This window comes from Peribacillus frigoritolerans (assembly GCF_004358755.1).
In the GTDB taxonomy this organism is placed as follows: domain Bacteria; phylum Bacillota; class Bacilli; order Bacillales; family Bacillaceae; genus Bacillus_P.
This window is the reverse complement of the sequence record NZ_SMZY01000002.1, coordinates 86,896-112,681: the sequence shown is the minus strand read 5'-3', so window position 1 is coordinate 112,681 and position 25,786 is coordinate 86,896. Positions and strand designations below refer to the sequence as shown.

Here is a 25,786-nt window from a genome sequence, read left to right as displayed (position 1 = left end):
TTAGGCCAAACTATTTTAGCAGAATGATGATTTTTTATTTACTTTCAAGGAGGTTTTTTTATGCAGAAAGTTCGAGATATTATGTCTAATGACATCCAGGCATGCACGCCGCTTGATAATGTTTACGAAGTAGCGGTCAAAATGAAAGAATGGAACGTGGGAGCCATTCCGATCATTGAGAACGATCAATTGCTCGGGATGATAACGGATCGTGACTTAGTTGTGAGAGGGATTGCAGAAAAACATCCTGGATCTTATCAAGTGACAAAAGTGATGAGCGATCACTTGTGCACAATCAGTCCGGATGCATCTGCAGATGAAGCGGCACAGCTGATGGCAGAGCATCAGATCAGAAGGCTTCCAGTTGTAGAAGATGGACATATTGTAGGAATGGTTTCACTTGGGGATCTGTCCTTGAATCAATTGACAGATCAGCAGGCAGGCTCTGCATTAACGACAATTTCTGAAAACGATGATCATCAGCTTCACTAAGCTGTCAAAGAGCATGCCATCTATTGGGCATGTTCTTTTAGTTAGGCTCTTTTCGTAAACTTTGTTGCGCACTTGACTCCAGCGTGAGACATACGTCAAAAAAGGTTAAATTGAACATCTTATTTGAAAAATGCTGCTATTTTTGATTAAATGACCTATAAAAGGATATACTATCTGCCAATATTGTGAAATACTGTTTAGTAGTATAATGAATCTAATGGTTCATATAATGGTAGAAATGAGTGACCTGGAGGGATTTAAGCTGAGCAGTATATTAAAAACCATTTTCTTATTGCTGATTATTTTTATTACTTATATACTTTTTATTCAATATGGAAATTATGAACCGATCAAACAAATAGATGAAAATGAACAAATCGCAAATGAATCAAATGAAGAATTAAATATGCCGGATTCAGGCGTTCTTTCTTTTGTTGGAAAATCTTCAAGTGAGATCCTTCAAACACTTGGGGAACCTGCAAGGAAAGATCCTTCATCTTATGACTACGAATGGTGGATCTATAACCAGAACGATCAGCAGTACCTTCAGGTGGGGGTGCTGGATGAGAAGGTCGTCACGGTATATGCCATCGGCCCTGAGGTGAATGTAAAACCTTATAAACTTGGGCAGCCTGTTGGAGAGGTTTTTAAGACTAATTCAATTTCTTCCAGTATTTCCATTGATTTTGACGGCAATTCCTACCGGTTTGAAATGTCTGAAGAGGATATGAACACAAGGCCGATTGTAAAAATGGGCAATGTGTATGTTCAGCTTTATTTAGATAAATTTGATGGCGAGCTTTCAAGCATTAGAGCTTTAGATGAAGAAACGCTGGTAAAGCAGCGTCCTTATGAAGTTGTTTACCGCGGGGAACTGATTCAGCCTAAGCAGCTTAATGCAGAAGAATGGAAGGCAGTAGAAAAGGGAGCAGAAAATCAAATTCTCGATCTTACAAATATTATTCGCAGCCGGCACGACATTCCTCCTGTAGAGTGGGATCAGATGACCTCAGAGGTAGCATTTTTGCACAGCAATGATATGCTTTCCAATAACTATTTTTCACATGAATCGCCAACCGCAGGGTCGCTTGCAGACCGTTTAAAAGAAGGGGATGTAGCTTATCAGATGGCTGGCGAAAACATTGCAGCCCAATATATCGATGGAATAGCGGCTGTTGAAGGCTGGCTGAACAGCAAAGGCCACCGTGATACACTTTTAAATCCAGATTTTACAAGGCTCGGTGTTGGTGTAAATGAGCTCTACTATACACAAAATTTTATCAGACCGCTTAATGAATGAAAATCACGGCAAAAAGACATCCAAGCGGGTGTCTTTTTGCTTCGTTTAAGAATGCAGGCCTGTCTATGCTTTTTTATACGCTCGTCTCTCAGCATAACCTTTACAAAGATGACAAACTTGAATTTTAGCTTGTTTATCACCTATATAAGTTTCTGTGCTCTTGGATTTTTTCTTGCAGAAATAACATGTCTTTTTAAAAAAAGGGAACATTTCCTTCTCCTTACTTATCGTTTAGGACGATCGATAATAAAAAAGCTTGCTGTACAGTGTGCCATCAATTTGCCGTCATCACGGAAGACTTTACCCTCAGTCACGACCGTTTTGCTGCCTTTATGGATTAGGGTGGCTATACATTTCAGTTCCGTGCCAATTCCGGGAGCAACATAATTGATTTTCATTTCAGAAGTAACGGCAGCAAGGTGCTCAGGCAAAACGTGATGCACAAGCGATCCCATCGCAGAATCAAGCAGGGTAGCGGTAATTCCTCCATGTACTATATTCAGGGAGTTTTGAATAATTGCCGTGTTGGGGATGGTTAATATAAATTGTTTTTCAGAATATTCTCCTTGTGCATGCAGCAATGCACCTATGTATGACCCATTTTCTTTACCCGCTTTCTTTTTAAGGCCTTCAAGAAACAGCTTTAAAACGGGAGCATCTTCTTCATTTAATTCTGCCACTAAGCGCATCAGTTCTTCCTGTTCCATCTCTCACCCATTCCTTTCTATTCTCCACTTCATCTTATCAGTCCTCCCAAATATTGTGCAATCAGGATTTATTAAAAAAATGTGTGCAAAATGGTAAAAGGGCATAAAATGGGCGAACCGTTTTTAGACGATCCAATAAAATATAGTAGGCGAAGGTAAGCAGAGGTGATTATCTAATGACAGAAAAAAAAGAACATCCTTCAATTGGACAATTTAAAGAATTTGTTAAAAAACACCCTAAATTGATTACTGAAGTCAGAAAAGGCGAGAAAAAATGGCAGGAATTATTTGAAGACTGGTATTTGCTTGGAGAAAATGATGTTTCATGGAAAAAGTACAGAGATGATGCAGATGAGGCGGAAACTGCAGCAGAAAAGAAGTCTGATTTTATGTCCAGGATGATGACGGCTGTGAAAAGCATGGATGCCAATCAAATGAATCAGCATTTGTACAACATGAACAACACCATTTCATCCATACAAAACTTATTTTCAACCTTTGGGCTTACAAAAGGCTCATCAGCTAATCAGTCGAAAACACCAAGCAATCCCTTTTCTTTCAGGAAAGATTGAGCAGGAGCGACAGCATGAGAAAAGAAATTCAGGAAATGATTGCAGCAGACGATGAATTAAAGAAATTTTTGCGTGAACAGCCCCATTGGTACAGAAAGCTCGCCAGAAATCCTCAAGATACAGAATCCATGAAGCTTGCGATGATGAATTATTATCAAAAAACCATTCCGCATAAAGTAGCTCAATTTTCAAACTCCGTGCAGATGGCATCCATGATGCTTGGAATGTTTCAGTCGATGAGACAGCAGGACTGACTAGGAAGAAAGTCGCCGCCATGACTTTCTTTTTTTATTTGGCTGAAAACATATTTGAAATAAAACTGGTGAAACTACCTCCATAAGGAGGCGTTGTCATTGATAAAACACTTTATGGTGCTGATTTTATTTCTCGTATCTTTAACAGCCTGCACAAATGAAAAACCCCGTCCAGAGGGAGATGCTGTTCCGATGGAAATCAGCATTGCAAAAGAGGATGCAATTGAAGCGGGTGCTCAGACAGGAAGACAGCTTTATGTCAATCATCATATTAAAGGGCAAAATGTCTACATTGAGTGCTTTGTCCCAAATTTTACTTTTTCAGATGAGCACGGGAAAAAAATAAATGGTGAAGGATACATGAACCTGTATGTGGACGGAAAAAAAACGGATGAAATACATACAGCAGCATTTATCATTAAAGGGTTAAAAACAGGAACTCATACGATTTCCCTTGAACTATTGCACAATGATTCTTCCAAATATCATTTAAAAAAAACGTGGAATGTTACGGTTCAGTGAGACGCTTGCATTTACCATTCCGGCAAAAACGTGTTAAAATATAGCTGGAGGTGATGCCGTCTATGTTTGCTACTATAGAAAGCGTCAATTTAATCGACGAAGCTGAGCTTCTTGGATCGTTAGTTGTTGAGTCGGAAATTGCGGAAGACTATCGCCGCACTTTAAATACATTAAATAAAGATAAATCTGCACAAAAGGTGATCGCCAAATTTGTAGAAATCAAGGACTTATACGAAGATGTCCAGCGTTTCGGCAAATATCATCCTGATTATAAGGAAATCACCAAGGCCATGAGGGAAGCAAAGCGTGAGCTTGACCTTCATGACGCAGTAATCGCTTTTAAAAAGGCAGAGAAAGAGCTTCAATCGCTGCTGGATGAAATAAGCGTCCAACTCGGCAGAGCCGTTTCACAAAATATCAAAGTGCCCACAGGCAATCCGTTTTTCGATGCCGGATCAAGCTGCGGGGGAGGATGCAGCTCAGGCGGGGGATGCGGCTGTAAAGCATCTTAAAAAACGAGGCCAGTCCTCGTTTTTTAAGTTCTTTTTTTTAGACGGATACAGTCCTCGCACAAATTACCGCAGCAGAACATTTTTTCCTGAGGCACATAAAACCGGTGCCTAAATACATATAATGTCGTGTCTTCTCTGACAAAGATGCATTCAAACGTAAGCCGTTTCCCTTTCATTGCATAACGTGACTCTTTCTCAATCTTGAGCTTAATGTGAGCAAGTGATCCGGCGGAATTTACCTGAACATAGAGAAAAGGAATGCCGGCAGATTTTTTTATCCAGCATGAAAGTGTTTTATCTGCATTCATTCTATCTAAAAATAATTGGACTGTCTGGTTCAGGTTCACAGCATTCAGCTCCTTTTGCAGAAAGGTTTTCATGGTGCGTATTGTAAAAAAATTAGAAAATTGGTACACTTCAAGTGGAGAATATAAAAAGGGAGATTATTTATGATGTTTGATAAGCGTCAAGGCATTATCATCTGGATGCATTCCTTAAAGCAAATTAAAATGCTCCGTAAATTCGGGAACATCCATTACGTATCCAAAAAATTAAAGTATGTTGTCTTATATTGTGACATGGAACATGTTGAACATACAATAGAGAAGGTGTCATCCTTTTCATTTGTAAAGCACGCTGAACCGTCATATAAGCCCTTTCTGAAATTGGAATTCGAATCGAAGATCGATAAAGCAAAAGAATATGACTATAAACTTGGTCTATAGAAGAAAAGCGCAATCCTGATGGGGATTGCGCTTTTTGCTTGTTTCAGATGGGCATTTCGTTATTGCCAAGGCGGTAAATACCGGTTCATTCTCAGAATTCCTGTGAGGTATTGAAAATACAATTCTTTTTCGGCAAATTGTGAAGAAGATTTGACGTCAAGCTCTATAATTGATTTCTCAAGTTTTTTTGCAAGTTCTTCGAATAATTCACGGCGTTTGCTTTCTCCTGCGGGAATGCCTTCAAGGCACAGGTAGATCGCCTGGAATTGACCAGGGTCAGTCGGGTTCATTGTGACTGCAAAAGATGACATTTTTCTTTCGTTAATTGTTGTATTAAGGATTAAAAATCTTGAAACACGATGAGCATTCGCCTGTGTGGTTTCGATTAATTCATACAGATCCGAATAGCCGGCTCCAAGTTCGATAAAGCGCTGTATCAAACTGATTTCCTCCTGTTCTTTCTTTCTCATCATAATGTAACATGTTTAAATTCAGTTAGATAGATGATGTTTTATTAATATCAAGAAAAAAGTTTATAGAAATGTATAGTGTGAACTCTATTGGTGGATAATGTATAGTAACAACATCGAATCGAAGATGTTGTTGCCAACCGCGGAGAAGACTTACGTTTCCCCATAAGTTCTTCCTCCGGTTTCTCCTCTCCCTTTGCCTTCTGCCCAAAAAAAGTCCGCTTTTTTTGGATTAGAAGGACCCTGCAGGTTTCCTGCGGGGTTTTTTTAGTTGGCGGACTTCAGCTCTTAAGTAAGTTTACTGACAATGAGCCCAAAGCAGCTCATAAAGGCCTTTTTTGAGGCTGAACCAGATCTTTTAATCGTCTTTTTATGTCTTTCGGACACCTTATAAATAATGGCCGCAGTCAAGAAGCAGCTCCATGCAAGCGAAAATCCTGATTCCAGCAGGATGGATAGAGGAAGTGCTCCGCTTTTCAATATTGTCTCGGTCCACGCTCTATGATACGATAAAACAGGCTAATTTCTAGCAGCAAAGACAAAATAACAGTGGTGAGAAAGATGAGAGTAGTATCAGGCAGCTGTAAAGGGCGGCCATTAAAAGCGGTGCCGGGCATGTCGACACGCCCGACAACTGATAAAGTGAAAGAATCTATCTTTAATATTATTGGTCCTTATTTTGACGGGGGGCTTGCAGTCGATTTGTTTGGGGGAAGCGGCGGTCTTGGAATCGAAGCTTTAAGCAGAGGAATGGATAAATGCATCTTTGTCGACCGGGAAGCAAAAGCTGTTGCAACCATACATAAAAATTTAGAAGCCTGTCATTTTCAAAGTCAGGCAGAGGTCTACCGCAATGATGCAGAGAGAGCGTTAAAAGCCATTGCGAAAAGAGAGCTGTCCTTCAAGTTGATCTTTTTGGATCCTCCGTACAAGCAACAAAAATTGAAAGCGCTTATCGAATTGATTGATTCTTTTCGTCTAGTGGAAGATGGGGGCATTATCGTGGCTGAACATGATGCCGGGATTACATTGCCGGATGAGATTGGATCCTATAAGCTCATCCGCTATGAATCATACGGAATTAGTGCTGTTTCCATCTATATATTTAAAGAACAAGGGACGGGGGAGTAAAATGGCAAGCATTGCTGTTTGTCCGGGAAGCTTTGATCCTGTGACGTACGGACATTTGGATATTATTAAACGCGGGGCAAAAGTATTTGATAAGGTGTATGTTTGTGTGCTGAATAATTCATCAAAAAACCCATTGTTTAATGTGGATGAGCGCTGTGAGCTCTTAATGGAAGTAACAAAGGATATGCCGAATGTTGTGGTAGAATCCTTTAAGGGTCTATTAATTGAGTATGCAAACAGCAAGAATGCAAGCACGATTTTAAGAGGGCTGCGTGCGGTTTCAGATTTTGAATATGAAATGCAGATTACCTCCATGAACAGGGTGCTTGATCCTAACGTAGAAACGTTATTCATGATGACGAACAACCAATATTCATTTTTAAGTTCGAGTATCGTGAAAGAAGTGGCCAAGTACCGCGGCGATATTTCGGAACTTGTTCCTAAAGCTGTTGAAAATGCGTTAAAACAGAAATTTAACCGATGAAAAAGAGTGACCTCCTGAATGCGTTCTATGGGGGTCACTTTTTATATGGTGATAAAAATGAAAAACCAGGTAATTCGGCTGGTGAATTTTATGAATCCGCTGATCTTCCATTTTTGTCTCAGCATGCTTAATTTAATTCCTTGAAAAAACTCTGCCTGTATAAATGAAAATGTATACAAGCAAAGAGACGATCGTGATCATCGGCCCAATTTCAGTTAGCAGGCTCCAGATGGACGCTAGTAGAATCGGTGTATCCTCAGTAAGAAAAACCGGCAGGACAGATACATTTGAGCCGGAAAGCTCCAAATAGACTGGCTTCCAGAAGATCCACGCAAAGAAGGCGGCGTATACTCCCTGCAGAATTCGAGCGATAAAAAACGGACGAAAACGGATGTCCGTCTCTGCAAGAATGCTTGCAACCTGAGCCTGAATAGAAAGACCGCTGAAGCCAAGCATAAAGCTTGTCACAATCGCTTTTTGCAGCAGGTCGGCACCTGCTGCACTTGCAAGCTTGCTGCCGAGTGTCATCTCGAACATGCCTGATACAAGCGGAACGCTGAGTTCAGCAGACAATTTAAAAAGAGCAAGCAATAGAGCGAATGCGACAGCAATAAAATCTGTGATCGATAATAGGGATAATAGTTTATTTAAAACAGAAAATAAAATGATGAATCCCCCCACCATAAGCAGGGTTTGGATTGATGAGAGAACAGCGTCGCCAAGCATTTTTCCGATAGGCCTCTTATCATCAATCCGGGTCTGGTGCATCTGTCTGAAAGCTTCTCTAATGGAAGGTCGTTTGTAGTCTGTTTTTAACGGTTTATCCTGTTCGCGGCCATGAAATCTCATAGTCAGACCAACGGCCAGATTTCCGGTATAATGGGCAGCAGCGAGAAGCAGGCCAAGAGCCTGATTGTTGAAAAATCCAATGGCTACCGCTCCGAAAATAAATAACGGATTAGAAGAATTCGTGAAGGATACAAGCCTCTCAGCTTCAAGAGCCGTCAGCTGATTTTTTTTCCTCATCTCTGCCGTCAGCTTTGCGCCTGCAGGGGAGCCCGATGCCCATCCCATTGCCCAGACAAAGCCTCCAATGCCTGGAACTTTAAACAGGGGTCTCATGACTGGTTCTAAAAGCACACCTATGAACCTGACAATTCCAAATCCGATCAGCAGATGGGAAAGGATGAAAAAGGGCAGCAAAGACGGGAAAACGACTCCCCACCAAAGCTCAAGCCCTGCTTTAGAAGCAGTAAAGGATACTTTGGGGCTGATAATCATAGCAAATGCCAGGATGATCAATAAAAATCCCAGCAGAAGTGTTTTTAATTTAGCTGCGTTCAAAATCTGTCCCCCTCTTGCTTCTTTCTATACTTTTTAAAGCGGATAATGATAAAATATAGTCAATCTTTTCTGCAGGGTTGTACACTCTTTGATAGTTCAATATACGAGAATAGGGGACCATTTTAGACCATAGAATTGACTAACGGATGAATTGACATTAGAGGAGGCATCTCTTTGAAAAGAGAACCTAAAATTGGTCTCGCCTTGGGATCCGGCGGAGCACGCGGTTTTGCTCATCTCGGAGTATTGAAGGTATTAAGTGAAGAGGGCATACCTATCAGTATGATTGCCGGAAGCAGCATGGGTGCATTGGTCGGCAGTTTTTATGCGACAGGGCTCGGATTTGAGCATTTATATAAGCTTGCTACATTATTTAAACGCAAATATTATCTTGATTTTACAGTGCCTAAAATGGGCTTTATTGCAGGAAACCGCGTAAAAGATTTTATAAAGGTCTTCACAAGAGGCAAGCATATTGAAGACTTGGATATTCCGCTGTCTATTGTTGCGACAGATTTATACGAAGGGAAAAAAGTGGTCTTTACAAAAGGGCCTGTTGCCGATGCAGTGCGGGCAAGCATTGCCATTCCCGGTATTTTTGTTCCTGAAAAAATAGATGGAAAGCTTCTCATTGACGGCGGGGTGATTGACCGGATTCCCGTTTCAGTAGTAAAAGAGATGGGCGCAGATCTTGTCATAGCAGTAGATGTTTCTCATGTGAAAAAGACGGAGGAAATCACGTCCATTTTTGATGTCATTCTGCAGAGCCTCGATATTATGCAGGATGAGCTTGTTCATCACCGCAAAATTGCCTCCGATATTATGATACGGCCGCATGTAGAGCAATATAGTTCAAGAGCATTTAAAAACATAAAAGAAATCATTGAGATTGGTGAAAACGAAGCAAGAAAGCATGTAAATGAAATAAAAGAGCTGATTGAGAGTTGGAAGGGGTCACAGCAAGATGAAGAATAACAAAGTAGTCAGAGCCATTTTAATAGGGGTGATCCTCGCTGCGGTCCTGAATTTTATTAAACTCCCTTATTATGTAACAAAGCCGGGCATGGCAACTGAGCTTGAGCCGATTATTGAAGTGGATGGCGGATATGATGAAGAAGGCAGTTTTTCGCTGACAACCGTCGGTTTTGGAAGGGCAAACCTATTTTCCTACGTCCTCGCAAATGTCCTTCCTTATCATGAGCTTTTGCCGCTTGAAGATGTCGTTCAAGAAGGTGAATCAGATGATGATTATTTAAATAGACAAATGCATATGATGGAATCTTCTCAGGAATCTGCTGTTGCTTTAGCGTACGAAAAGGCCGGAAAAAAAGTGGACTACAAGTTCCACGGCATCTATGTCATGCAGGTTGTTGAAGGTATGTCGTCAGAAGGCAAGCTTAAAACAGGAGACCGCATTTTCAGAGTCGACGGGAAAGAATTTAAAACAGCAGAAGAATTTATAGCATACGTCAGCCAAAAGAAAAAAGGCGATAAGATTGATATTACATATGACCGCAATGGAAAAGAAGGCAAAACCGAAATAACAGCGGCTCAGTTTCCCGATAACAAAAACAAAGTCGGCATCGGAATCTCTCTTGTAACTGACAGAGAACTAATAACCGAGCCTGACATTTCGCTTGATACAAGCAATATAGGCGGACCATCTGCAGGATTAATGATGACACTTGAAATTTATAATCAGCTGACAAAGGAAGATTATACAAAAGGCTATCATATTGCAGGCACTGGGACGATTGATGAAAAGGGAACAGTTGGCCCAATTGGCGGGATCTCACAGAAAATTGTAGCAGCGGATAAATCGGGAGCAGAGATCTTTTTTGCACCGAATCAAAATGGCATTGCTGCCTCCAATTATAAAGAAGCAGCTGCAACGGCCAAAGAGATTGACACGGAGATGAAAATTGTGCCGATTGACACATTTGATGATGCGGTAGCTTATTTGAAAAAATTAAAAGAAAAATAAAAAAAGTGACTTCATCGCGAAGTCACTTTTTTTATTTACAGCAGCTACAAAAACAGTTTTTCTGTTTCGTTATATTGAATAGGTCTTGTTGAATATTCGCTGTGCATAAATTGAGAACGGATCGGTTCAGGGAAAACCATGGCATAGACTGAAGCTGCTTTTATATCCAGATCAAGGATCGGGTGGCTGAAAGCAGACAAAGTTGAAACAAGCGGTTTATCAACCGTTTTCTTTATGCTGTTTAAATAAGCCCGCCCCTGCGAAGACATGCCAAGCAGCCTCAAATAAGGGGCTCCTGTTTCATCAAGCTTCATTTGATCTTTTGTCGTTCTTGTTAAAATATGAAGACAAAGACGCTGAAGTCTTGTCCAAGTGTATCGTTTTGTTTTCAGCTGCTCCATAAAATCCTTAAATGATGCGGCCTGATGAATGAGGGATTTCACCCGGTTTTCAAGGCCTTCTTCAACTTCATAAATCTGCTTCAGTTCATCATGCGTCATCGTGCAGATAGTATATTTAAGAAATCCAAAGTAATCTTCCCATTGATGAAAGGTGTTAAAATCATGTCTATAAGTCTTTAGATTGTCCCAGGTGGTTTCAGGTACAAAAGATTGAATATCTTTGTTTTCTTCTGAAAAGATAGCCTTGCGAATGCTTGTCGCACTTGCAATGGAGGTTTCATTAAATTCTTCATCATGGTAGCCTGCGGATGTCCGTTTAATCGTGAGCGGGGAAATGGCAGATCCCTGTTTCTGAATAGCTTTTACATATTGATAACCTAAAATATTATTCGGCATCGATAAATCAAGTGTATGTCCGCCTGTGTCCAGTGATTGATAGGCCTTTGTCTGGGCACTTGGATAACTTATTCCCTGTTTCATATAATACTTAATAGCATCCTGATAGTCTGAATCAAGTTCCTCCAGTGTTTTAGCCGTCTCAAGGAAAGGCGTGATTTCTCCATTTTCACTTCCAAAGCAAACGGAATGGCATTTTAACGCCTCCAAAATGGAGATGGCGCCATCTGCGAAAAATTCTGCTTTTTGGGTCGCAAATGCATATGGAAGTTCAACGACAAGATCAGCTCCCTGCTGCAGGGCCATTTTCGCCCGGCTCCATTTTGAGACAAGTGCAGGCTCGCCGCGCTGCAGAAAATGGCCGCTCATTACGGCGATGACTGTATCCGCCTCCGCTTTTTCTTTGGAAGCCTGAAGGTGATAGAGATGGCCATTATGAAATGGATTATATTCAACTACTAACCCGACTGCTTTCAAGAACATTCCTCCCTGATTAATTTTTTTTTCATTATTTTTCTAATTAAATCATGAAACGAGAGGCTCATGAAGTCAAGTTTCTGCAGCAAAAATGGCTGAAAGACCTTTAAAATCAGCGTGAACATTTTGCATTAAAACAATATTCATGTATACTAAACACTGTAAAGAAAAAATATTGACAAATATTATTGCGAAAGCTATAATTACCTTTGTTGCCTTGAGGTGATACCATATGAAATGGTCTATTAATCAACTGAACCAACTGCAAAACAAGGGACTGCAAATTGATGAAACCGTCCAATTGACAGATATGAAAGGCGCTCTTTCTGAAATACGTGAAATTTCACCTGTTTCAGTAAAAGGCAGAGCAGATCTTGGCTCTTCTAAAGCAACTTTTCATTTGACGCTGACTGGCACGATGATTCTCCCTTGTGCAAGAACGCTAGTGGATGTTCCATTTCCGTTCGAAATTCATACAACTGAAACGTTTTTATTAAAACCGAATGCCGACTTCGAGATGGAGGAAGATGTCCATCACGTTCAAGAAGATATCGTTGACTTAATACCTGTTATTAAAGAAAACATACTTTTGGAAGTACCGATGCAGGTTTTTAGCGATTCTGTTGAAGGAAATGATCAGGCTGCCCCGCAAGAGGGAAAAGATTGGAAAGTTATCTCTGAAGAAGATAACAAAAACAAGATTGACCCGAGACTTGCAGGCTTATCGAAATTTTTCGATGATCAAGACAGCTAATGCTATTGTTTAGCACTTATATATAGGCTGTTTTAAACACAAAGTTTTAATGAAACTCTGTAAGGAGGTGGGAATAATGGCTGTACCTTTTAGAAGAACTTCTAAAACAAGAAAAAGACTACGTCGTACACACTTCAAATTGCAAGTGCCTGGTATGGTAGCATGCCCAAACTGTGGTGAAGTTAAATTAGCTCACCGTGTATGTAAAGAATGTGGAACATACAAAGGAAAAGAAGTTGTTAGCAAATAATAACTTCATTAAAAGCGCAAGGATCTCTGATCCTTGCGCTTTTTTTGATGCTTATAATCAAAAACAACAATCTGTGAGAAAACAGCCTTTTTATGAAGATCAATTTAAATACGCTCTAGTGCTTAGCCGGTCCTTTCTATAAAATAAAAGGTAATCATCTTTTCTATTAGGGGGATTAAAGTGGGGAAAGTATCAGCAAGCGAGAGAAACGGACTATTAGAGATTAAAATTAACCGGCCGGAACGCAGAAATGCAATTGATTATGATGTGATGAATGAATTAGAAACGATTTTGAATGGATCAGAAGGCAATGAGAGACTGCTTGCGGCAATCATAACCGGCAGCGGCAGCAAGGCGTTTTGTTCAGGCGGCGATCTTTCTGTTTTCGGGAATATCACGACTGTTGAAGAAGCTATGCATATGCTCTCTAAAATGGGTGATCTATTATACAGAATCATGACTCTTCCCGTGCCTACATTCGCTCTGATAAATGGAACGGCTGTAGGGGGAGGGATGGAAATAGCTGCTGCTGCTGATTTCAGACTAGTAAATGAAGAAGCTTCACTAGGATTTATTCAGGGAAATCAGGCGATTACTACAGGCTGGGGAGGCAGCACGATGCTGTTTGAAAAAATGCAGCATGATAAAGCCTTATACATGCTCACGAGCGGAGAGAGAATGAATGCTCAAAAGGCAAAAGAACTTGGATTTGCTTCTCGTGTTTTTCATTCTGCTACATTTGAAACAGATGCTTATGAGTACATAAGAAAGTCTCTTATTCCTTATCCTGATGTGATAAGAGCGTATAAAAAAGTTCAGATCAATAAATGGGTCAGCTCCGGTCTGAAAAAAAGAATGCAAGATGAAATTGCCCAGTGTGCAGAGCTTTGGGCAGGCGAAGATCACTTGAATGCTGTAAGGCAATTCTTTCAAAAGTAGACAGGGAAAAAACAGCTTGTATTCCTGTGAATTCTGTCACGTTCGGTAGTCTATCTATTCTAGCAGGCGCATATGTATGTAAAAAATGCGTATTAGGGGGAATAGATATGACTACTACACGTCAGGATGCTTGGACTCAGGATGAGGATTTGATGCTGGCTGAAATAGTTCTCAAGCAGATTCGTGAAGGCGGTACACAGCTTGCAGCGTTTGAGGAAGTTGGGCAAAAGTTATCAAGAACGGCAGCAGCATGCGGTTTCCGCTGGAATTCTTATGTGAGAAAGCAGTACAAATCAGCGATTGAAATGGCAAAAGCGCAGCGCAAGAAAATCCGTAAACAAGAGCCTGAAGAATCAGCTGAGCAGACTAAACCCTCTTACGAAACTGAATCGCAGCAGCCTGAAGCAGGAGGACCGCTGACTTTTCATGAAGTGATATCGTTTTTGCAAACCTATGAAAATTCAGGAAGCGCGGCAGACTTAAAAAGCGAAAATGAAAAACTCATTAAAAAAGTAACCCATCTTGAGCAGCAAATTGAAAAACTGCAGGCTGAAAAAGAGACCATCCACAGCAATCTTAAGATTGTAGAGGAAGATTATATGATGCTGATTGAAATGATGGAACGCGCGAGAAATATGGCTGTTTTGAGAGATGATGAACGCAGCCGCAAAGTGAAGTTTCAGGTGGACCGCAATGGAAATCTCGAAAGAGCTGAAAAATAAAAGAATGACCGCACCGGCGGTCATTCTTTTATTTATTAAGCGGATTCTCCTTTTTGTTCGGAAACGCCTTCAGGATACCAGACAAGAGGATTTTCTCCTTTATCGCGGTCCATGTCATATGTCACTGATTCAAATCCCATTTTTGACCAGAATTCACCCGACTTTATTCTTGGATTGGTTTTGATCGGAACACCGTAAGACTTTGCATATTCAACAAGTGCCGTGCCATAGCCTTTGCGCTTATAATCAGGAAGCACTTCAAGCTTCCACAGCTCCAAATAATCCTGTTTTGGGTCAAAATATTCATCGAATTTTTTATCAACACGGTAAAGGCTCATGCGGGCAACCAGTTTTTCGCCAAAGTAAATGCCGTAGAATGGAGAATTGCTGTCATTTTCGATGATGTTATCCTGAAGATCATCCAGCATGGACAGCTCCTGCAGCCCGTATTCTTTAAATTTTTTAAATTCCTCTAACGTTTTATAATTAATAAGCAACTTTTCTACCTTAAACATTGTTTCTCCCCCTTGCAGCCTCTGATCGTTGTTAATCATGCAGGTTTAAGATAAGAATACAAAATCTTACCAACATTTTAAAACTTACATTTATTATACCACGCAGAGAAGATTAGAAAAGAGTTTAGTGAGCGTTTTCATTTTATAGCAGGAAATTTGAAGTTTATGAAGAAATGTACTCTGTGGGGATATTCTTTTACACCTAGGGAGGGGAGAAATTGAAGAAGATTTTAATTGCAAACCGGGGAGAAATTGCGCTTCGGATTATCCAAACATGCAAAAAAATGGGGATTGAAACAGTCGTCATTTTTTCTGATGCCGATGCTGAGCTGCCATTTGTTAAAGAAGCAGACTATTCCTTTAGAATAGGAGAAGCTCCTGTAGCGAAGTCCTATTTATTAAAGGATGAAATTTTAAATATTGCCGTCAGGGAACAAGTGGATGGAATTCATCCGGGTTATGGTTTCTTATCTGAAAATACGGAGTTTGCTCAGGCAGCAGAAGAAAAGGGCATAAAGTTTATTGGTCCTCATTCAGAAACAATGGCTCTAATGGGAGATAAAGTTGCAGCGCGAAAAACCATGAAGGAAGCTCTCGTGCCTGTCGTGCCTGGAAGTGTTACAGGTATTTCTACAGTTGAGGACGCCTGTTCCTTTGCAGCGGAAATCGGCTATCCGGTTATGCTTAAAGCAAGCGGCGGAGGCGGCGGGATCGGCATGCAGCGGTGTGACGATGAAGCAGCCCTTATAAAATGTTTTGCCTCAACGAAAACAAGGGCAAAAGCATACTTCGGAAATGATGAAGTCTTTATAGAAAAATTCATTGCAGAGGCAAGGCACATTGAAATTCAATTATTTGGAGATCATCTCGGAAATGTCGTGCACATGTTTGAGCGTGACTGTTCTGTTCAGCGCAGAAACCAAAAAGTGGTCGAAGAATCTCCATCCCCGCACCTGTCTGATGAGACACGGGCCAAAATGTGCGAAGCTGCTGTCACTGCAGCAAAGCATGTAGGATACATAAACGCAGGAACGATCGAGTTTATTGTGGATGATAAAGAAAACTTTTATTTCCTTGAAATGAATACTAGACTGCAAGTCGAGCACAGGGTGACAGAAGGTGTGACCGGTCTTGATCTTGTAGAGCTTCAAATTCAGACTGCGGCAGGGAACGCGCTTCCTTTTACACAAGAGGAAATTACGAAAAACGGCCATTCCATTCAATTCAGGCTTTACGCCGAAGATCCTGTGAAATTCATTCCGTCACCCGGATTAATAAAAGCGTTTACATTTAATGAGATGAACGGTGTCGTTGTGGATCTTGCCTATAAAGAAGGAAATACAGTTACGCCTTTTTATGACCCGCTAGTGGCAAAAATTATTGTAAACGGCAATAGCCGTGAAGAAACCATTGAAAAAGCAAAGACATTCTTAAATGAAATGAAAATCGAGGGAATTAAAACCAACCTTCCTTTATTTATTAATATTTTATCGAATGAACAATTTAACCGCGGAAGATACAGCACAGCCTTTTTACAGACAGCTGTTTTCGCATAAGCAAGAGCCTGAAAAGAAAGTATTTGTTTCACCACATCAAGAATGGAGGATTTTAACATGATCGAAATTAAAGCAAGTATGGCAGGAACGGTATTGAATGTATTAGTGGCAGCAGGGGACGAAGTAACGGCAGGACAAGATGTGATCATGCTTGAATCAATGAAAATGGAAATACCTTTAGACAGCCCGGAAAATGGTGTTGTGGAGGAAGTAAAAGCCGAAACGGGCGATTTTGTTAACGAGGGCGATGTATTACTTATTTTAAAAGCGTAAAAAGGAGGTATTTCCAATGTTGAAAACGGATGAATTGGTCAAAATCCTTAAAGAAAAGACAGCTGAAATTGAGGCCGGCGGACACCCTAAATATCATGAAAAGCTGCAGCAACAGGGTAAATTGTTTGTAAGAGAGAGACTTAACCGTCTGTTTGATAATGGAAAATACACAGAGGATGGGAAATTTGCGAATAACCAGGCCGGCGACCTGCCATCAGACGGCGTGGTTACGGCCATCGGGAAAATCAATAATCAAACCGTTTGCGTAATGGCAAATGATTCTACCATCAAAGCTGGCTCTTGGGGGGCGAGAACGGTTGAAAAAATCATCCGTATTCAGGAAACAGCTGAAAAATTAAAAGTTCCCTTGCTCTATCTGGTGGATTCAGCCGGAGCGAGAATTACGGATCAGATTGATATGTTCCCAAATCGCCGCGGTGCAGGGAAGATCTTTTATAACCAGGTTAAATTGTCAGGGATGATTCCCCAAATCTGCCTTCTATTTGGTCCTTCAGCAGCTGGAGGAGCATACATCCCGGCATTTTGTGACATTGTCATCATGGTCGAAGGAAATGCCTCCATGTATTTGGGTTCGCCGCGAATGGCAGAAAAAGTAATCGGCGAAAAAGTCAGTCTTGAAGAAATGGGCGGAGCGAGAATGCACTGCTCTGTAAGCGGATGCGGAGATGTTCTTGCAAAAACAGAAGAAGACGCCATATTAGAGGCTAGAAGATACTTAACTTACTTTCCGCAAAATTATCAGCATGCTTCAATGCCGGTTGAAGCAGTTGCTCCAAAGCAGGGCAGAAGGCTGTCTGAAATTGTTCCGGAAAATCAGAATGCTCCATTTGATATGTATGAGTGCATCGACTCTCTTATAGACGAGGGAAGCTTTTTTGAAATTAAACGCTTATTCGCACCGGAAATCATTACAGGATTTGCCCGGATGGACGGTAAAGTTGTTGCGGTCATTGCGAATCAGCCCCGAGTAAAAGGCGGTGTTTTATTCGTAGATTCAGCAGACAAAGCAGCGAAGTTTATGCAGCTTGCGGATGCTTTCCATATTCCACTGCTTTTCCTTGCGGATGTGCCGGGCTTCATGATTGGCACTAAGGTAGAAAGAGCGGGAATTATCCGCCATGGCGCTAAGATGATCGCTGCCATGAGCTCTGCTACGGTTCCAAAGATCTCCGTTATCGTCAGAAAAGCATACGGTGCAGGCCTTTATGCAATGGCGGGACCGGCTTTTGAAACGGATTGCGTGATCGCTCTTCCTACAGCTCAAATTGCTGTTATGGGTCCTGAAGCTGCAGTTAATGCGATTTATTCAAACAAAATCAATGAAATTGAAGATCCGAAGGAGAGAATGAAATTTGTCCTTCAAAAACAGCAGGAATATAAAGAGAATATCGATATTTATAAGCTTGCATCTGAAATGATTGTTGATGACATTGTTTCCGCAGATGACCTTAGAGAGGAACTTATTTCCCGCTTCTCTTTATATGAAACAAAACAGCTTTCATTCAGTGAACGGAAGCACCCGGTTTATCCGGTTTAATTCAGAATGAAAAGTCAGCTTTCAGAGCTGGCTTTTCTTATTGTTTAGGAAAGTATAAAATTTTGCTCTTCAATGTCTAGCTCCATCGCCCAACTCCTCGGCCAGAACGGATCCGGAAGTATTGGCAAAAAGCGCCTTAACTGGCGGATCCTTATCTGTCATGCCTGCGCTAAACGGGCGATTCCGCTTTTCTTATTTTCTGATAGTTATATATGGGAAATACTTCTTATATTTGGTATGATAAAAGAATTAAGGGAAAACGGTGGGATGCGCTTATGGAGATAGGGATTATCGGTTCAGGAGCAGTCGGATTACTCAGTGCCGCGTATTTAAGCAAATACCATGAAGTGACGCTGTATACAAGGCGCAAAGAGCAAGCAGATCTTATCAACGATGCAGGAATAACCCTCATGCGCGGGGATCGTCCTGAGAACATATCTATTAACCTCGGAGCAGAAAAAAACACCTCCTATAAAGAACCTCTTCTAATTATAACGGTCAAACAATATCAGCTGGATTCTATACTTGATGCCTTGAAAAAGAGTCCATCCAAAACGGTGCTTTTTTTGCAGAATGGCATGTCCCATATACCTTTGCTTCAAACGCTGAAAGGACATCGCATATTTGTGGGCACAGTAGAGCATGGCGCATTAAAACTGAGTGACAACAGTGTTAAGCATACAGGTTTGGGATGCATTAAGGTAAGCTCGCTATATCCTGACGATCGTCTAACAGAGCTGCCTATCCTGCAGATGCAAATAGAGCATTTTCCATTTGAATATATCAGAGACTGGAAGGAAATGATGTCCCGGAAACTGCTTGTGAATGCCTGCATAAATCCTCTGACTGCTTTATTGCGGGTGCCAAATGGCGAGCTTGCTTCAAACCCCATGTATAATAAAATGACAGAGGCTGTATTTCGTGAGGCAATGAAAGTTTTGGCTTTTCAGAAAGGACAAGAAGAATGGGAGCATGTCATGGACATATGCAGAAGCACGGCTCAAAATCGGTCATCTATGCTGAAAGATATTGAAGAAGGCAGAATGACAGAGATAGATGGAATCATTGGCTTTTTAATCAATCAGGCAGAAGCTGAAAAGCTTGAAGTTCCTGTCTTGCATTTCTTATATCAGGCCATTAGGGGAATGGAAGGATGATTATCATCGATTCTTTTATCAGTATTTTTGCATTTGCAGTTACACTTCCGCTGCTTAGTTTTTTCCTTCTGTTTCTTCTTTTAATTGTTATGACAAACAGCAAAAAAAGAGCCTTGCTGCTTGCTGCGGACATTGGCGTGGTTTTATTTATATTCTCGATTTATTTCAAATTGCTTACATTATCACAAACTGCTTTTTACGGCGGCTTATTTTTCGTCTGCCTCCTCATCTTGTTTACTGGTCTGCTTATCCTAATCAGATCGCAATCGTCCATTTCATTATCCATTGCATTTAAAAAATGCTGGCGTTTCTCCTTTTTGCTTTTGCTGCCGCTCTCAACGTTTCTTACTGTATATGGAATCATTTCCGGAATCCTTGATTATCTGTAAGATCTCAGGCAAACTTTTTTTATTTTCGAAGCAATAAATGCTATACTCTTCTCGGAAGCTTACATAACCCGGAAAGGAAGTTACACAAATGGAGATTACTGAACTCTCCCTTCGCCACACGAACCGCCTTGTGGAAGATTTGGTTCATGCAAGGTTAAATACGGTGGATTACTTTGATTATCAAATTACAAATAATGATGTGTATGAGAAGAGAATGAACGATTTAAAAAATAGAACGTTTGCACGGGAAGAATTATCGGATTACCTTTTATCCTATCACCGGAAACACTTTCCTGAAAATCATGCAGTGACCGCAAACATTGAACGTCTTAAACAGCCTGACAGTCTTGTAGTAGTCGGGGGGCAGCAGGCAGGTTTACTTACGGGGCCGCTTTATACAATACATAAGATTATCTCCATTCTCGTCCTTTCAAAGCAGCAGGAAGCAGAGCTGTCTGTTCCCGTCATCCCAATTTTCTGGGTTGCAGGCGAGGACCATGATTTTGCGGAAATCAATCATTTATATGTATCGCAAAATCAAGTGATAAAAAAGAAAGCGATCAAGCACATGCAATCCGAAAAAATTCCTGTTTTCCATAAAGAGCTGGACAAGAAGGAATGCTGGAATTGGATCTGCTCCGTTTTTGAAACCTTTGGTGAAACAGATTATTCAAACACGCTGTTGGCAAGTCTCAAACATACATTAAGTACTTCAAAAACGTATACTCAATTTTTCGAAAAACTTACATATGAAATGTTTTCTGAATACGGACTTGTTATTATGAACTCAGCCGATCCTGACCTAAGAAAGATGGAATCACCATACTTCCAGCAGTTCATCAGAAAAAATGAAGAAATCTCTGAAGCGCTTGCGGTACAGCAGGAATTTATGAATTCAGCGGGCTATCAGCCGATCATTGTAACAGAAAAGACCAGTGCCAATCTGTTTTATCATCATGAAAATCATGAACGCTCTTTGCTCCACCGTTCAAAAGATAAAATATATTCAGTGGATGATAAATTAACGTTTAATGAAGAAGAACTAAGGCACCTTGCTGAACAAAGTCCCGAAAGACTGAGCAATAATGTTGTCACAAGACCGTTAATGCAGGAATGCATCCTGCCGACCCTGGCGTTTATTGCAGGACCAGGGGAGCTTACTTATTGGGCGGAATTGAAGAAAGTCTTTCAAGTTTTGGATGTAAAAATGCCGCCTGTCGTTCCAAGACTGAACATCACCATTTTGGAACGCTCGATTGAAACAGACATGATGGATGTGGAGATTGGGATTGAAGATGTTTTTACTCGAGGTGTTGATAAAGCGCGTGAAGAATGGGTATCAAAAAGAGAACCGTCTCGAATGACACCTAAAATTGAAGACACGAAAAAGCAATTTGAACAGATTCACAATGAACTTCGTAAGTCAGCTTTGACAATTGACAAAAGCTTAGAACCATTTTTAATGAAAAACGCGTATTTTATTCAAGCTCAGCTCGATTTACTCCATTCTCATATCGACAAGAAGATTCAACAAAAACATCAGGTTGAAATGGAAAAATTCACAAGAATCGGGAAATCTCTCAAGCCGAATGACGGTTTTCAGGAGAGAACGTGGAATATTTACTACTATTTGAATAAATACGGTCCAAATTTTTTAGACGAAATCGTGCAGCTTCGCTATTCTTTTAACAATCATCATAAAATTGTCAAAATTTAAATAACGATTTTCTGAAATCCTGTGGAATACAGGGTTTTTTTTTATGAAAAGAACGTGTAGAATAGGAGGTGGGGAGAAGTGGGGGGAAGTGGTGACTGAGAGAAAGAAAGTGGGGCGACGGACATGTTCATGGGTGAATATCATCATACGATTGATGCAAAAGGCCGCATGATCGTTCCTGCCAAGTTCCGGGAAGAACTCGGAGAAACTTTCGTCATCACAAGAGGACTTGATCAATGTTTGTTCGGTTATCCAATGAGCGAATGGAAATTGATTGAAGATAAGCTTAAAGCTCTCCCGTTAACAAAAAAAGATGCACGTGCATTTACCCGGTTTTTCTTTTCAGGGGCTGTTGAATGCGAGCTCGATAAGCAAGGCCGCATTAATTTAGCAGCACCGCTTTTGCAATATGCAAAGCTTGAAAAAGAATGTGTTGTTATCGGAGTATCAAATCGGATCGAGTTATGGGATAAGGCAATTTGGGATACATATGTGACTGAACAGGAAGATTCATTTGCCGAAATTGCTGAAAATATGATTGGTTTTGATATATAATGGTCTCTTGTGCAAACAATGAGTAATAAGACATTCCAACATCATATTAAAACATCCAAAACAATCGACTCTGATAAAGGTGGTAACAGCAATGTTTCAACATAAAACAGTATTATTGCGTGAAACGGTAGACGGATTAAACATTAAAGAAGACGGTGTATATGTAGACTGCACCCTAGGGGGAGCGGGGCACAGCTCTTATCTGCTGTCCAAGCTGTCTAAGGATGGCCACCTCTTCGCTTTTGATCAGGATGATGCAGCCCTCTCGCATGCTAAAGAAATTCTGGCGGATTACGCGGGACAGGTTACATTTATAAAAAGCAATTTCAGGTATTTAAAAGAAGAACTGGAAGAGTTAGGTGTTACAGAGGTAGACGGCATTTTATTTGACCTTGGCGTATCATCGCCGCAATTAGATACACCTGAGAGAGGCTTCAGCTATCATCACGATGCACCTCTAGATATGAGAATGGATCAGCATGCCAGTATTTCCGCATTTGATGTGGTGAATCACTGGACATATGAAGAGCTGGTCAAAATCTTCTTCCGTTACGGAGAAGAAAAATTCTCAAAGCAGGTAGCAAGAAAAATTGAAGCAGCAAGAGAAAAACAGCCAATCCAAACAACAGGAGAGCTAGTGGAATTAATTAAAGATGCGATTCCTGCTCCAGCAAGAAGAAAAGGCGGACATCCTGCCAAACGGATTTTTCAGGCGATCCGAATTGCGGTAAACGATGAACTGAAAGTATTTGAAGAAGCGATTGGACAAGCTGTCGATCTGATCAAACCCGGCGGCAGAGTCAGTGTCATAACGTTCCATTCATTAGAAGACAGAATCTGCAAAACAGCATTTAAACAAGCTGCTGCATTACCGGAATTGCCTCCCAACTTACCGGTTATACCGGATGAATTTAAACCGAAAGTAAAACTGATCACAAGAAAACCGATCGTGCCATCAGACGAAGAACTCGAAGAAAACAACCGGGCAAGATCAGCCAAACTTAGAATCCTAGAAAAACTATAAAGAAATCCAAAAAATCAGAGGGGGTTTGTTCATGAGTAATTTAGCAGTGAAATTACAGCAGCAAAGGCAAGAGCAGCACAAGCATATGCCCGAGCAGCAGCAAACGGTTGTCATTACAAGAAGACCAACCATAACAGTCGGGGAAAAAGTGCTTATCGTCGCTTTCTTATCTGTCCTCTTATTTGCAGCCATCCAAATCGTATCAAACAGCGTAACCGTTTATCAGTCAAACATTGAGATTCAGCAGATTGAGTCGCAAGTACAGGATCAGCAAAAAGTTAATTCAGACTTAACTGTCCAAGTCAAAGAATTAAGCACCTATGAGCGAATCATGACTGAAGCAAAAAAGCAGGGGCTAAACCTTAATCCAGACAATGTGAAAGCTGTTAACGAATAATTATGACACAGCCAAAAAATATCAATATGAACAGAGGAGCAGCAATATTAACTTTAATATTTGCATTGCTCTTTTTTGTCTTAATCATCAGATTCCTGTTTTTGCAAACGACAGGGGAAGTAAATGGCGAAATCCTTGCTGCCCGCGCCCAGGAGCAATACGAAAGAAAGCGCGGCATTGAAGCGAACCGGGGCTCTATTTTGGACAGAAGAGGAGAAGTGATTGCACAGGATACATCAACGTATACTCTGATTGCAGTTCTTGATGATAAATTAACGACAAGTGCCAAAAACCCAAAGCATGTGGTTGACCCGGAAGAAACAGCTGAGAAACTCGCTCCATTGCTTGATATGGAAGAGAGCGATGTAGAAAAGATCTTAACCAAGGATGCGAAACAAGTAGAATTTGGTTCTGCTGGCCGGAATATCAGCCACACGCTAAAAGTGAAGATTGAAAAAATGAAACTGCCGGGGATTGGATTTTTAAGAGACACTCACCGTTACTACCCAAATGGCACATTCGCCTCTCATATAATCGGTTATGCCCAAAGAGACGAAGAATCAAATAATACGGTAGGGATGTTCGGAATTGAGAAAAGTCTTGATAAATATCTTCAAGAAAAAGATGGCTACAAAGTCTATGAGGGAGATAAACAAGGGTTTAAGCTCCCAAATGGAAAAGAAAAAATTGTCGCTCCGGATAACGGAAACAATATTTATCTGACGATTGACCAAAAAGTTCAAACTTTCCTTGAAGATGCAATGAATGAAGCTGCAGAGGAATATGAACCAGAGAAGATTATCGGAATTGTAGCGGATCCAAAGACAGGGAAGATTCTTGCAATGGGGCAGCGTCCGAGCTTTGATCCAAATGTCCGCGATATCAACAATTATTACAATGATGCTGTTGCCTATCCATTTGAACCAGGCTCGACGATGAAAATATTCACGCTTGCGGCTGCCGTTGAAGAAGGCGTATTTAACCGCAATGAATTGTATCAGTCTGGAGCTTATAAAGTGGAAGGCGGAAGAATCCGCGATCATAATAAAACAGGCTGGGGAACGATTTCCTTCCTTGAAGGTGTTCAGCGTTCATCCAATGTAGCGATGGCCATCCTTGCTAAGGAAAAACTTGGACCTGATCGTTTTATGCAGTATATGAACAAGTTCGGGTTAAATGAGGAAACCGGAATTGATCTGCCGAACGAGGCAAATGGGAAGTTCAACTATAAATATGATATTGAAAAAGTAACGACCGCATTCGGCCAGGGTTCAACCGTGACGCCGATTCAGCAGGTGCAGGCAGCAACTGCAATCGCAAACGGCGGAAAGATGATGAAGCCTTATATCATTGATAAAATTGTTGACGTTGATCATGATAAAGTGATTAAACAAAATAAGCCGGAAGTGGCAGGCACACCTATTTCTGAGAAAACGTCAAAAGAGGTGCTCGACATTCTGGAAACAGTTGTCAGTTCGGAAAAAGGCACCGGAAGACCGTATCAGATTGAAGGGTATGAGGTAGCTGGTAAGACAGGAACAGCTCAAATTGCAGGAAGTGACGGAAAATATTTAAGCGGCCGGGATAATTTTATTTTTTCATTCCTTGGAATGGCGCCAAAAGAAGATCCGGAGCTCCTTGTATATGTTGCGGTCCAGCAGCCTAAACTGAAAGACACTGAAACAGGCTCAATGCCTGTATCGTCCGTATTTAATACTGTTATGAAAAACAGTCTGCAGTACATGAAAATCCAGCCTTCTGAAGAAACGGAAGAAAAGCCGAAGAAAACGGAAACGGAAATAGGCGCAGAAGTCCCTTCTCTTGTTGGTGAAAATTCAGCATCAGCAGAAAAACAGCTGAGATCGAACAATGTTCAGCCGCTGATTCTTGGAACTGGAAATGAAATTGTTGCCCAATACCCGGAAGCGGGCAAAAAGATGATTGTCAATGAACGTGTGCTTCTGCGGACAGATGGCAAAATCAAGATGCCTGACTTAAATGGCTGGTCATCAAGGGACGTGATGAAGCTTGCTAATTTCCTTGATCTTAATCTTAAGATAAATGGAAACGGCTATGTCGTTTCTCAAAATATATCCAAAAACGAAACAGTACAAGAGAATGATCAGTTAATTGTAAAGCTTGAAAGTCCGCAACAGCCAGACAGCGGAGATAATGAACAGTCTGATGAGGAAGAAGAAGCTAGGTAGAA

Annotated in this window: 30 protein-coding genes; 25 read left to right on the top strand and 5 right to left on the bottom strand. The window is 40.9% G+C overall.

Annotated features, from left to right (window positions below; all coding sequences use genetic code 11):
- Nucleotides 1–60: 60 nt before the first annotated feature.
- Nucleotides 61–492, top strand: coding sequence for a CBS domain-containing protein (locus tag E2R53_RS08060; RefSeq protein WP_133311285.1), 432 nt, complete (start codon nt 61–63; stop codon nt 490–492).
- Nucleotides 493–754: 262 nt separating this feature from the next.
- Nucleotides 755–1,792 carry a CAP domain-containing protein gene (locus tag E2R53_RS08055; protein ID WP_133312217.1) on the top strand — a complete coding sequence of 346 codons (1,038 nt, stop codon included), beginning with the start codon at nt 755–757 and terminating at the stop codon, nt 1,790–1,792.
- A gap of 224 nt (nt 1,793–2,016) precedes the next feature.
- Here the strand turns inward: E2R53_RS08055 and E2R53_RS08050 are convergent, their stop codons facing one another.
- Nucleotides 2,017–2,499 carry a PaaI family thioesterase gene (locus E2R53_RS08050; protein ID WP_133311284.1) on the bottom strand — a complete coding sequence of 161 codons (483 nt, stop codon included), beginning with the start codon at nt 2,497–2,499 and terminating at the stop codon, nt 2,017–2,019.
- Nucleotides 2,500–2,675: 176 nt separating this feature from the next.
- On the opposite strand from E2R53_RS08050, the gene E2R53_RS08045 reads away from it, so the two are divergent.
- The 5 genes from E2R53_RS08045 (at nt 2,676) to E2R53_RS08025 (ending at nt 5,084) form a co-directional block, all read left to right on the top strand.
- Nucleotides 2,676–3,071 (top strand): YlbD family protein, encoded by a 396-nt coding sequence (locus E2R53_RS08045; RefSeq protein ID WP_133311283.1) that lies wholly within the window; start codon nt 2,676–2,678, stop codon nt 3,069–3,071.
- A 14-nt stretch (nt 3,072–3,085) separates the two neighbouring features.
- Entirely contained in the window at nt 3,086–3,325 is a 240-nt protein-coding gene (locus tag E2R53_RS08040; protein ID WP_133311282.1) for a YlbE-like family protein, read from the top strand.
- 99 nt (nt 3,326–3,424) lie between these two features.
- The gene (locus tag E2R53_RS08035; protein WP_133311281.1) at nt 3,425–3,847 is read left to right on the top strand and encodes a hypothetical protein; all 423 of its coding nucleotides are present in this window, start codon (nt 3,425–3,427) and stop codon (nt 3,845–3,847) included.
- Between the two features lie 62 nt (nt 3,848–3,909).
- Nucleotides 3,910–4,359, top strand: a complete 450-nt coding sequence (locus E2R53_RS08030) for a YlbF family regulator (protein WP_133311280.1) — start codon at nt 3,910–3,912, stop codon at nt 4,357–4,359.
- Between the two features lie 452 nt (nt 4,360–4,811).
- Nucleotides 4,812–5,084 (top strand): YlbG family protein, encoded by a 273-nt coding sequence (locus E2R53_RS08025; RefSeq protein WP_070879159.1) that lies wholly within the window; start codon nt 4,812–4,814, stop codon nt 5,082–5,084.
- Between the two features lie 59 nt (nt 5,085–5,143).
- Here the strand turns inward: E2R53_RS08025 and E2R53_RS08020 are convergent, their stop codons facing one another.
- Nucleotides 5,144–5,524, bottom strand: coding sequence for a DUF7147 family protein (locus E2R53_RS08020; RefSeq protein ID WP_133311279.1), 381 nt, complete (start codon nt 5,522–5,524; stop codon nt 5,144–5,146).
- 591 nt (nt 5,525–6,115) lie between these two features.
- Between E2R53_RS08020 and rsmD the strand changes: the two genes are divergently transcribed.
- Nucleotides 6,116–6,685, top strand: coding sequence for a 16S rRNA (guanine(966)-N(2))-methyltransferase RsmD (rsmD, locus tag E2R53_RS08015; protein ID WP_133311278.1), 570 nt, complete (start codon nt 6,116–6,118; stop codon nt 6,683–6,685).
- Between the two features lies 1 nt (nt 6,686).
- Nucleotides 6,687–7,169, top strand: coding sequence for a pantetheine-phosphate adenylyltransferase (coaD, locus tag E2R53_RS08010; protein WP_070879061.1), 483 nt, complete (start codon nt 6,687–6,689; stop codon nt 7,167–7,169).
- Between the two features lie 132 nt (nt 7,170–7,301).
- Here coaD and ylbJ read toward each other — a convergent pair whose 3' ends face one another.
- Nucleotides 7,302–8,513: a sporulation integral membrane protein YlbJ gene (ylbJ, locus tag E2R53_RS08005; protein WP_133311277.1), complete on the bottom strand. Its 1,212-nt coding sequence runs from the start codon at nt 8,511–8,513 to the stop codon at nt 7,302–7,304.
- A gap of 174 nt (nt 8,514–8,687) precedes the next feature.
- Here ylbJ and E2R53_RS08000 point away from each other — a divergent pair, with 174 nt between their 5' ends.
- Both E2R53_RS08000 and E2R53_RS07995 read left to right on the top strand, forming a co-directional pair.
- Nucleotides 8,688–9,488, top strand: a complete 801-nt coding sequence (locus tag E2R53_RS08000; protein WP_435796784.1) for a patatin-like phospholipase family protein — start codon at nt 8,688–8,690, stop codon at nt 9,486–9,488.
- Nucleotides 9,478–10,497 (top strand): SepM family pheromone-processing serine protease, encoded by a 1,020-nt coding sequence (locus E2R53_RS07995; RefSeq protein WP_133311275.1) that lies wholly within the window; start codon nt 9,478–9,480, stop codon nt 10,495–10,497. Before E2R53_RS08000 ends, E2R53_RS07995 begins: the two co-directional genes overlap by 11 nt.
- A 44-nt stretch (nt 10,498–10,541) precedes the next feature.
- On the opposite strand, the gene E2R53_RS07990 is transcribed toward E2R53_RS07995, so the two are convergent.
- The gene (locus E2R53_RS07990) at nt 10,542–11,771 is read right to left on the bottom strand and encodes a nucleotidyltransferase (protein ID WP_133311274.1); all 1,230 of its coding nucleotides are present in this window, start codon (nt 11,769–11,771) and stop codon (nt 10,542–10,544) included.
- A 232-nt stretch (nt 11,772–12,003) separates the two neighbouring features.
- Here E2R53_RS07990 and E2R53_RS07985 point away from each other — a divergent pair, with 232 nt between their 5' ends.
- From E2R53_RS07985 to E2R53_RS07970, 4 genes are all read left to right on the top strand, one after another.
- A complete protein-coding gene (locus E2R53_RS07985) occupies nt 12,004–12,525 on the top strand; it encodes a YceD family protein (RefSeq protein WP_070879066.1) in 522 nt (173 codons plus the stop codon).
- A gap of 76 nt (nt 12,526–12,601) precedes the next feature.
- Nucleotides 12,602–12,775 carry a 50S ribosomal protein L32 gene (gene rpmF, locus E2R53_RS07980; protein WP_029285043.1) on the top strand — a complete coding sequence of 58 codons (174 nt, stop codon included), beginning with the start codon at nt 12,602–12,604 and terminating at the stop codon, nt 12,773–12,775.
- A 180-nt stretch (nt 12,776–12,955) separates the two neighbouring features.
- Nucleotides 12,956–13,714, top strand: coding sequence for an enoyl-CoA hydratase/isomerase family protein (locus E2R53_RS07975; RefSeq protein ID WP_133311273.1), 759 nt, complete (start codon nt 12,956–12,958; stop codon nt 13,712–13,714).
- Between the two features lie 107 nt (nt 13,715–13,821).
- Nucleotides 13,822–14,436, top strand: coding sequence for an RsfA family transcriptional regulator (locus E2R53_RS07970; protein ID WP_133311272.1), 615 nt, complete (start codon nt 13,822–13,824; stop codon nt 14,434–14,436).
- Between the two features lie 35 nt (nt 14,437–14,471).
- On the opposite strand, the gene E2R53_RS07965 is transcribed toward E2R53_RS07970, so the two are convergent.
- A complete protein-coding gene (locus E2R53_RS07965) occupies nt 14,472–14,951 on the bottom strand; it encodes an N-acetyltransferase (protein ID WP_133311271.1) in 480 nt (159 codons plus the stop codon).
- Between the two features lie 218 nt (nt 14,952–15,169).
- Between E2R53_RS07965 and E2R53_RS07960 the strand changes: the two genes are divergently transcribed.
- From E2R53_RS07960 to E2R53_RS07915, 10 genes are all read left to right on the top strand, one after another.
- Entirely contained in the window at nt 15,170–16,507 is a 1,338-nt protein-coding gene (locus tag E2R53_RS07960) for an acetyl-CoA carboxylase biotin carboxylase subunit (RefSeq protein ID WP_133311270.1), read from the top strand.
- Nucleotides 16,508–16,564: 57 nt separating this feature from the next.
- Nucleotides 16,565–16,780 (top strand): acetyl-CoA carboxylase biotin carboxyl carrier protein subunit, encoded by a 216-nt coding sequence (locus tag E2R53_RS07955; protein WP_133311269.1) that lies wholly within the window; start codon nt 16,565–16,567, stop codon nt 16,778–16,780.
- Nucleotides 16,781–16,796: 16 nt separating this feature from the next.
- Nucleotides 16,797–18,338, top strand: a complete 1,542-nt coding sequence (locus tag E2R53_RS07950) for an acyl-CoA carboxylase subunit beta (protein ID WP_133311268.1) — start codon at nt 16,797–16,799, stop codon at nt 18,336–18,338.
- Between the two features lie 275 nt (nt 18,339–18,613).
- Entirely contained in the window at nt 18,614–19,495 is an 882-nt protein-coding gene (locus E2R53_RS07945; protein WP_165970926.1) for a 2-dehydropantoate 2-reductase, read from the top strand.
- Nucleotides 19,492–19,884 carry a DUF3397 family protein gene (locus tag E2R53_RS07940; RefSeq protein ID WP_133311266.1) on the top strand — a complete coding sequence of 131 codons (393 nt, stop codon included), beginning with the start codon at nt 19,492–19,494 and terminating at the stop codon, nt 19,882–19,884. Before E2R53_RS07945 ends, E2R53_RS07940 begins: the two co-directional genes overlap by 4 nt.
- 88 nt (nt 19,885–19,972) lie before the next feature.
- Nucleotides 19,973–21,601, top strand: a complete 1,629-nt coding sequence (gene bshC, locus E2R53_RS07935) for a bacillithiol biosynthesis cysteine-adding enzyme BshC (protein ID WP_133311265.1) — start codon at nt 19,973–19,975, stop codon at nt 21,599–21,601.
- Nucleotides 21,602–21,724: 123 nt separating this feature from the next.
- A complete protein-coding gene (gene mraZ, locus E2R53_RS07930) occupies nt 21,725–22,156 on the top strand; it encodes a division/cell wall cluster transcriptional repressor MraZ (RefSeq protein WP_133311264.1) in 432 nt (143 codons plus the stop codon).
- Nucleotides 22,157–22,247: 91 nt separating this feature from the next.
- Nucleotides 22,248–23,180, top strand: coding sequence for a 16S rRNA (cytosine(1402)-N(4))-methyltransferase RsmH (gene rsmH, locus E2R53_RS07925; RefSeq protein WP_133311263.1), 933 nt, complete (start codon nt 22,248–22,250; stop codon nt 23,178–23,180).
- 31 nt (nt 23,181–23,211) lie between these two features.
- On the top strand, nt 23,212–23,577 hold the full coding sequence (gene ftsL / locus E2R53_RS07920) for a cell division protein FtsL (RefSeq protein WP_133311262.1): 366 nt from the start codon (nt 23,212–23,214) through the stop codon (nt 23,575–23,577).
- A gap of 2 nt (nt 23,578–23,579) precedes the next feature.
- Nucleotides 23,580–25,784: a penicillin-binding protein gene (locus tag E2R53_RS07915; protein WP_133311261.1), complete on the top strand. Its 2,205-nt coding sequence runs from the start codon at nt 23,580–23,582 to the stop codon at nt 25,782–25,784.
- The last annotated feature ends 2 nt before the right edge of the window (nt 25,785–25,786 follow it).

Bases quoted from the DNA above. Each gene is read 5' to 3' on its own strand.
- bshC (WP_133311265.1), top strand. From the start codon at position 19,973: ATGGAGATTACTGAACTCTCCCTTCGCCACACGAACCGCCTTGTGGAA.
- E2R53_RS08025 (WP_070879159.1), top strand. From the start codon at position 4,812: ATGTTTGATAAGCGTCAAGGCATTATCATCTGGATGCATTCCTTAAAG.
- E2R53_RS07940 (WP_133311266.1), top strand. From the start codon at position 19,492: ATGATTATCATCGATTCTTTTATCAGTATTTTTGCATTTGCAGTTACA.
- E2R53_RS07915 (WP_133311261.1), top strand. From the start codon at position 23,580: ATGACACAGCCAAAAAATATCAATATGAACAGAGGAGCAGCAATATTA.
- E2R53_RS07955 (WP_133311269.1), top strand. From the start codon at position 16,565: ATGATCGAAATTAAAGCAAGTATGGCAGGAACGGTATTGAATGTATTA.
- E2R53_RS08045 (WP_133311283.1), top strand. From the start codon at position 2,676: ATGACAGAAAAAAAAGAACATCCTTCAATTGGACAATTTAAAGAATTT.
- E2R53_RS08040 (WP_133311282.1), top strand. From the start codon at position 3,086: ATGAGAAAAGAAATTCAGGAAATGATTGCAGCAGACGATGAATTAAAG.
- E2R53_RS07985 (WP_070879066.1), top strand. From the start codon at position 12,004: ATGAAATGGTCTATTAATCAACTGAACCAACTGCAAAACAAGGGACTG.
- E2R53_RS07995 (WP_133311275.1), top strand. From the start codon at position 9,478: ATGAAGAATAACAAAGTAGTCAGAGCCATTTTAATAGGGGTGATCCTC.
- rsmD (WP_133311278.1), top strand. From the start codon at position 6,116: ATGAGAGTAGTATCAGGCAGCTGTAAAGGGCGGCCATTAAAAGCGGTG.
- E2R53_RS08050 (WP_133311284.1), bottom strand. From the start codon at position 2,499: ATGGAACAGGAAGAACTGATGCGCTTAGTGGCAGAATTAAATGAAGAA.
- E2R53_RS07945 (WP_165970926.1), top strand. From the start codon at position 18,614: ATGGAGATAGGGATTATCGGTTCAGGAGCAGTCGGATTACTCAGTGCC.
- ftsL (WP_133311262.1), top strand. From the start codon at position 23,212: ATGAGTAATTTAGCAGTGAAATTACAGCAGCAAAGGCAAGAGCAGCAC.
- E2R53_RS08030 (WP_133311280.1), top strand. From the start codon at position 3,910: ATGTTTGCTACTATAGAAAGCGTCAATTTAATCGACGAAGCTGAGCTT.
- rpmF (WP_029285043.1), top strand. From the start codon at position 12,602: ATGGCTGTACCTTTTAGAAGAACTTCTAAAACAAGAAAAAGACTACGT.
- E2R53_RS07970 (WP_133311272.1), top strand. From the start codon at position 13,822: ATGACTACTACACGTCAGGATGCTTGGACTCAGGATGAGGATTTGATG.
- E2R53_RS08060 (WP_133311285.1), top strand. From the start codon at position 61: ATGCAGAAAGTTCGAGATATTATGTCTAATGACATCCAGGCATGCACG.
- mraZ (WP_133311264.1), top strand. From the start codon at position 21,725: ATGTTCATGGGTGAATATCATCATACGATTGATGCAAAAGGCCGCATG.
- coaD (WP_070879061.1), top strand. From the start codon at position 6,687: ATGGCAAGCATTGCTGTTTGTCCGGGAAGCTTTGATCCTGTGACGTAC.
- E2R53_RS07950 (WP_133311268.1), top strand. From the start codon at position 16,797: ATGTTGAAAACGGATGAATTGGTCAAAATCCTTAAAGAAAAGACAGCT.
- rsmH (WP_133311263.1), top strand. From the start codon at position 22,248: ATGTTTCAACATAAAACAGTATTATTGCGTGAAACGGTAGACGGATTA.
- E2R53_RS07965 (WP_133311271.1), bottom strand. From the start codon at position 14,951: ATGTTTAAGGTAGAAAAGTTGCTTATTAATTATAAAACGTTAGAGGAA.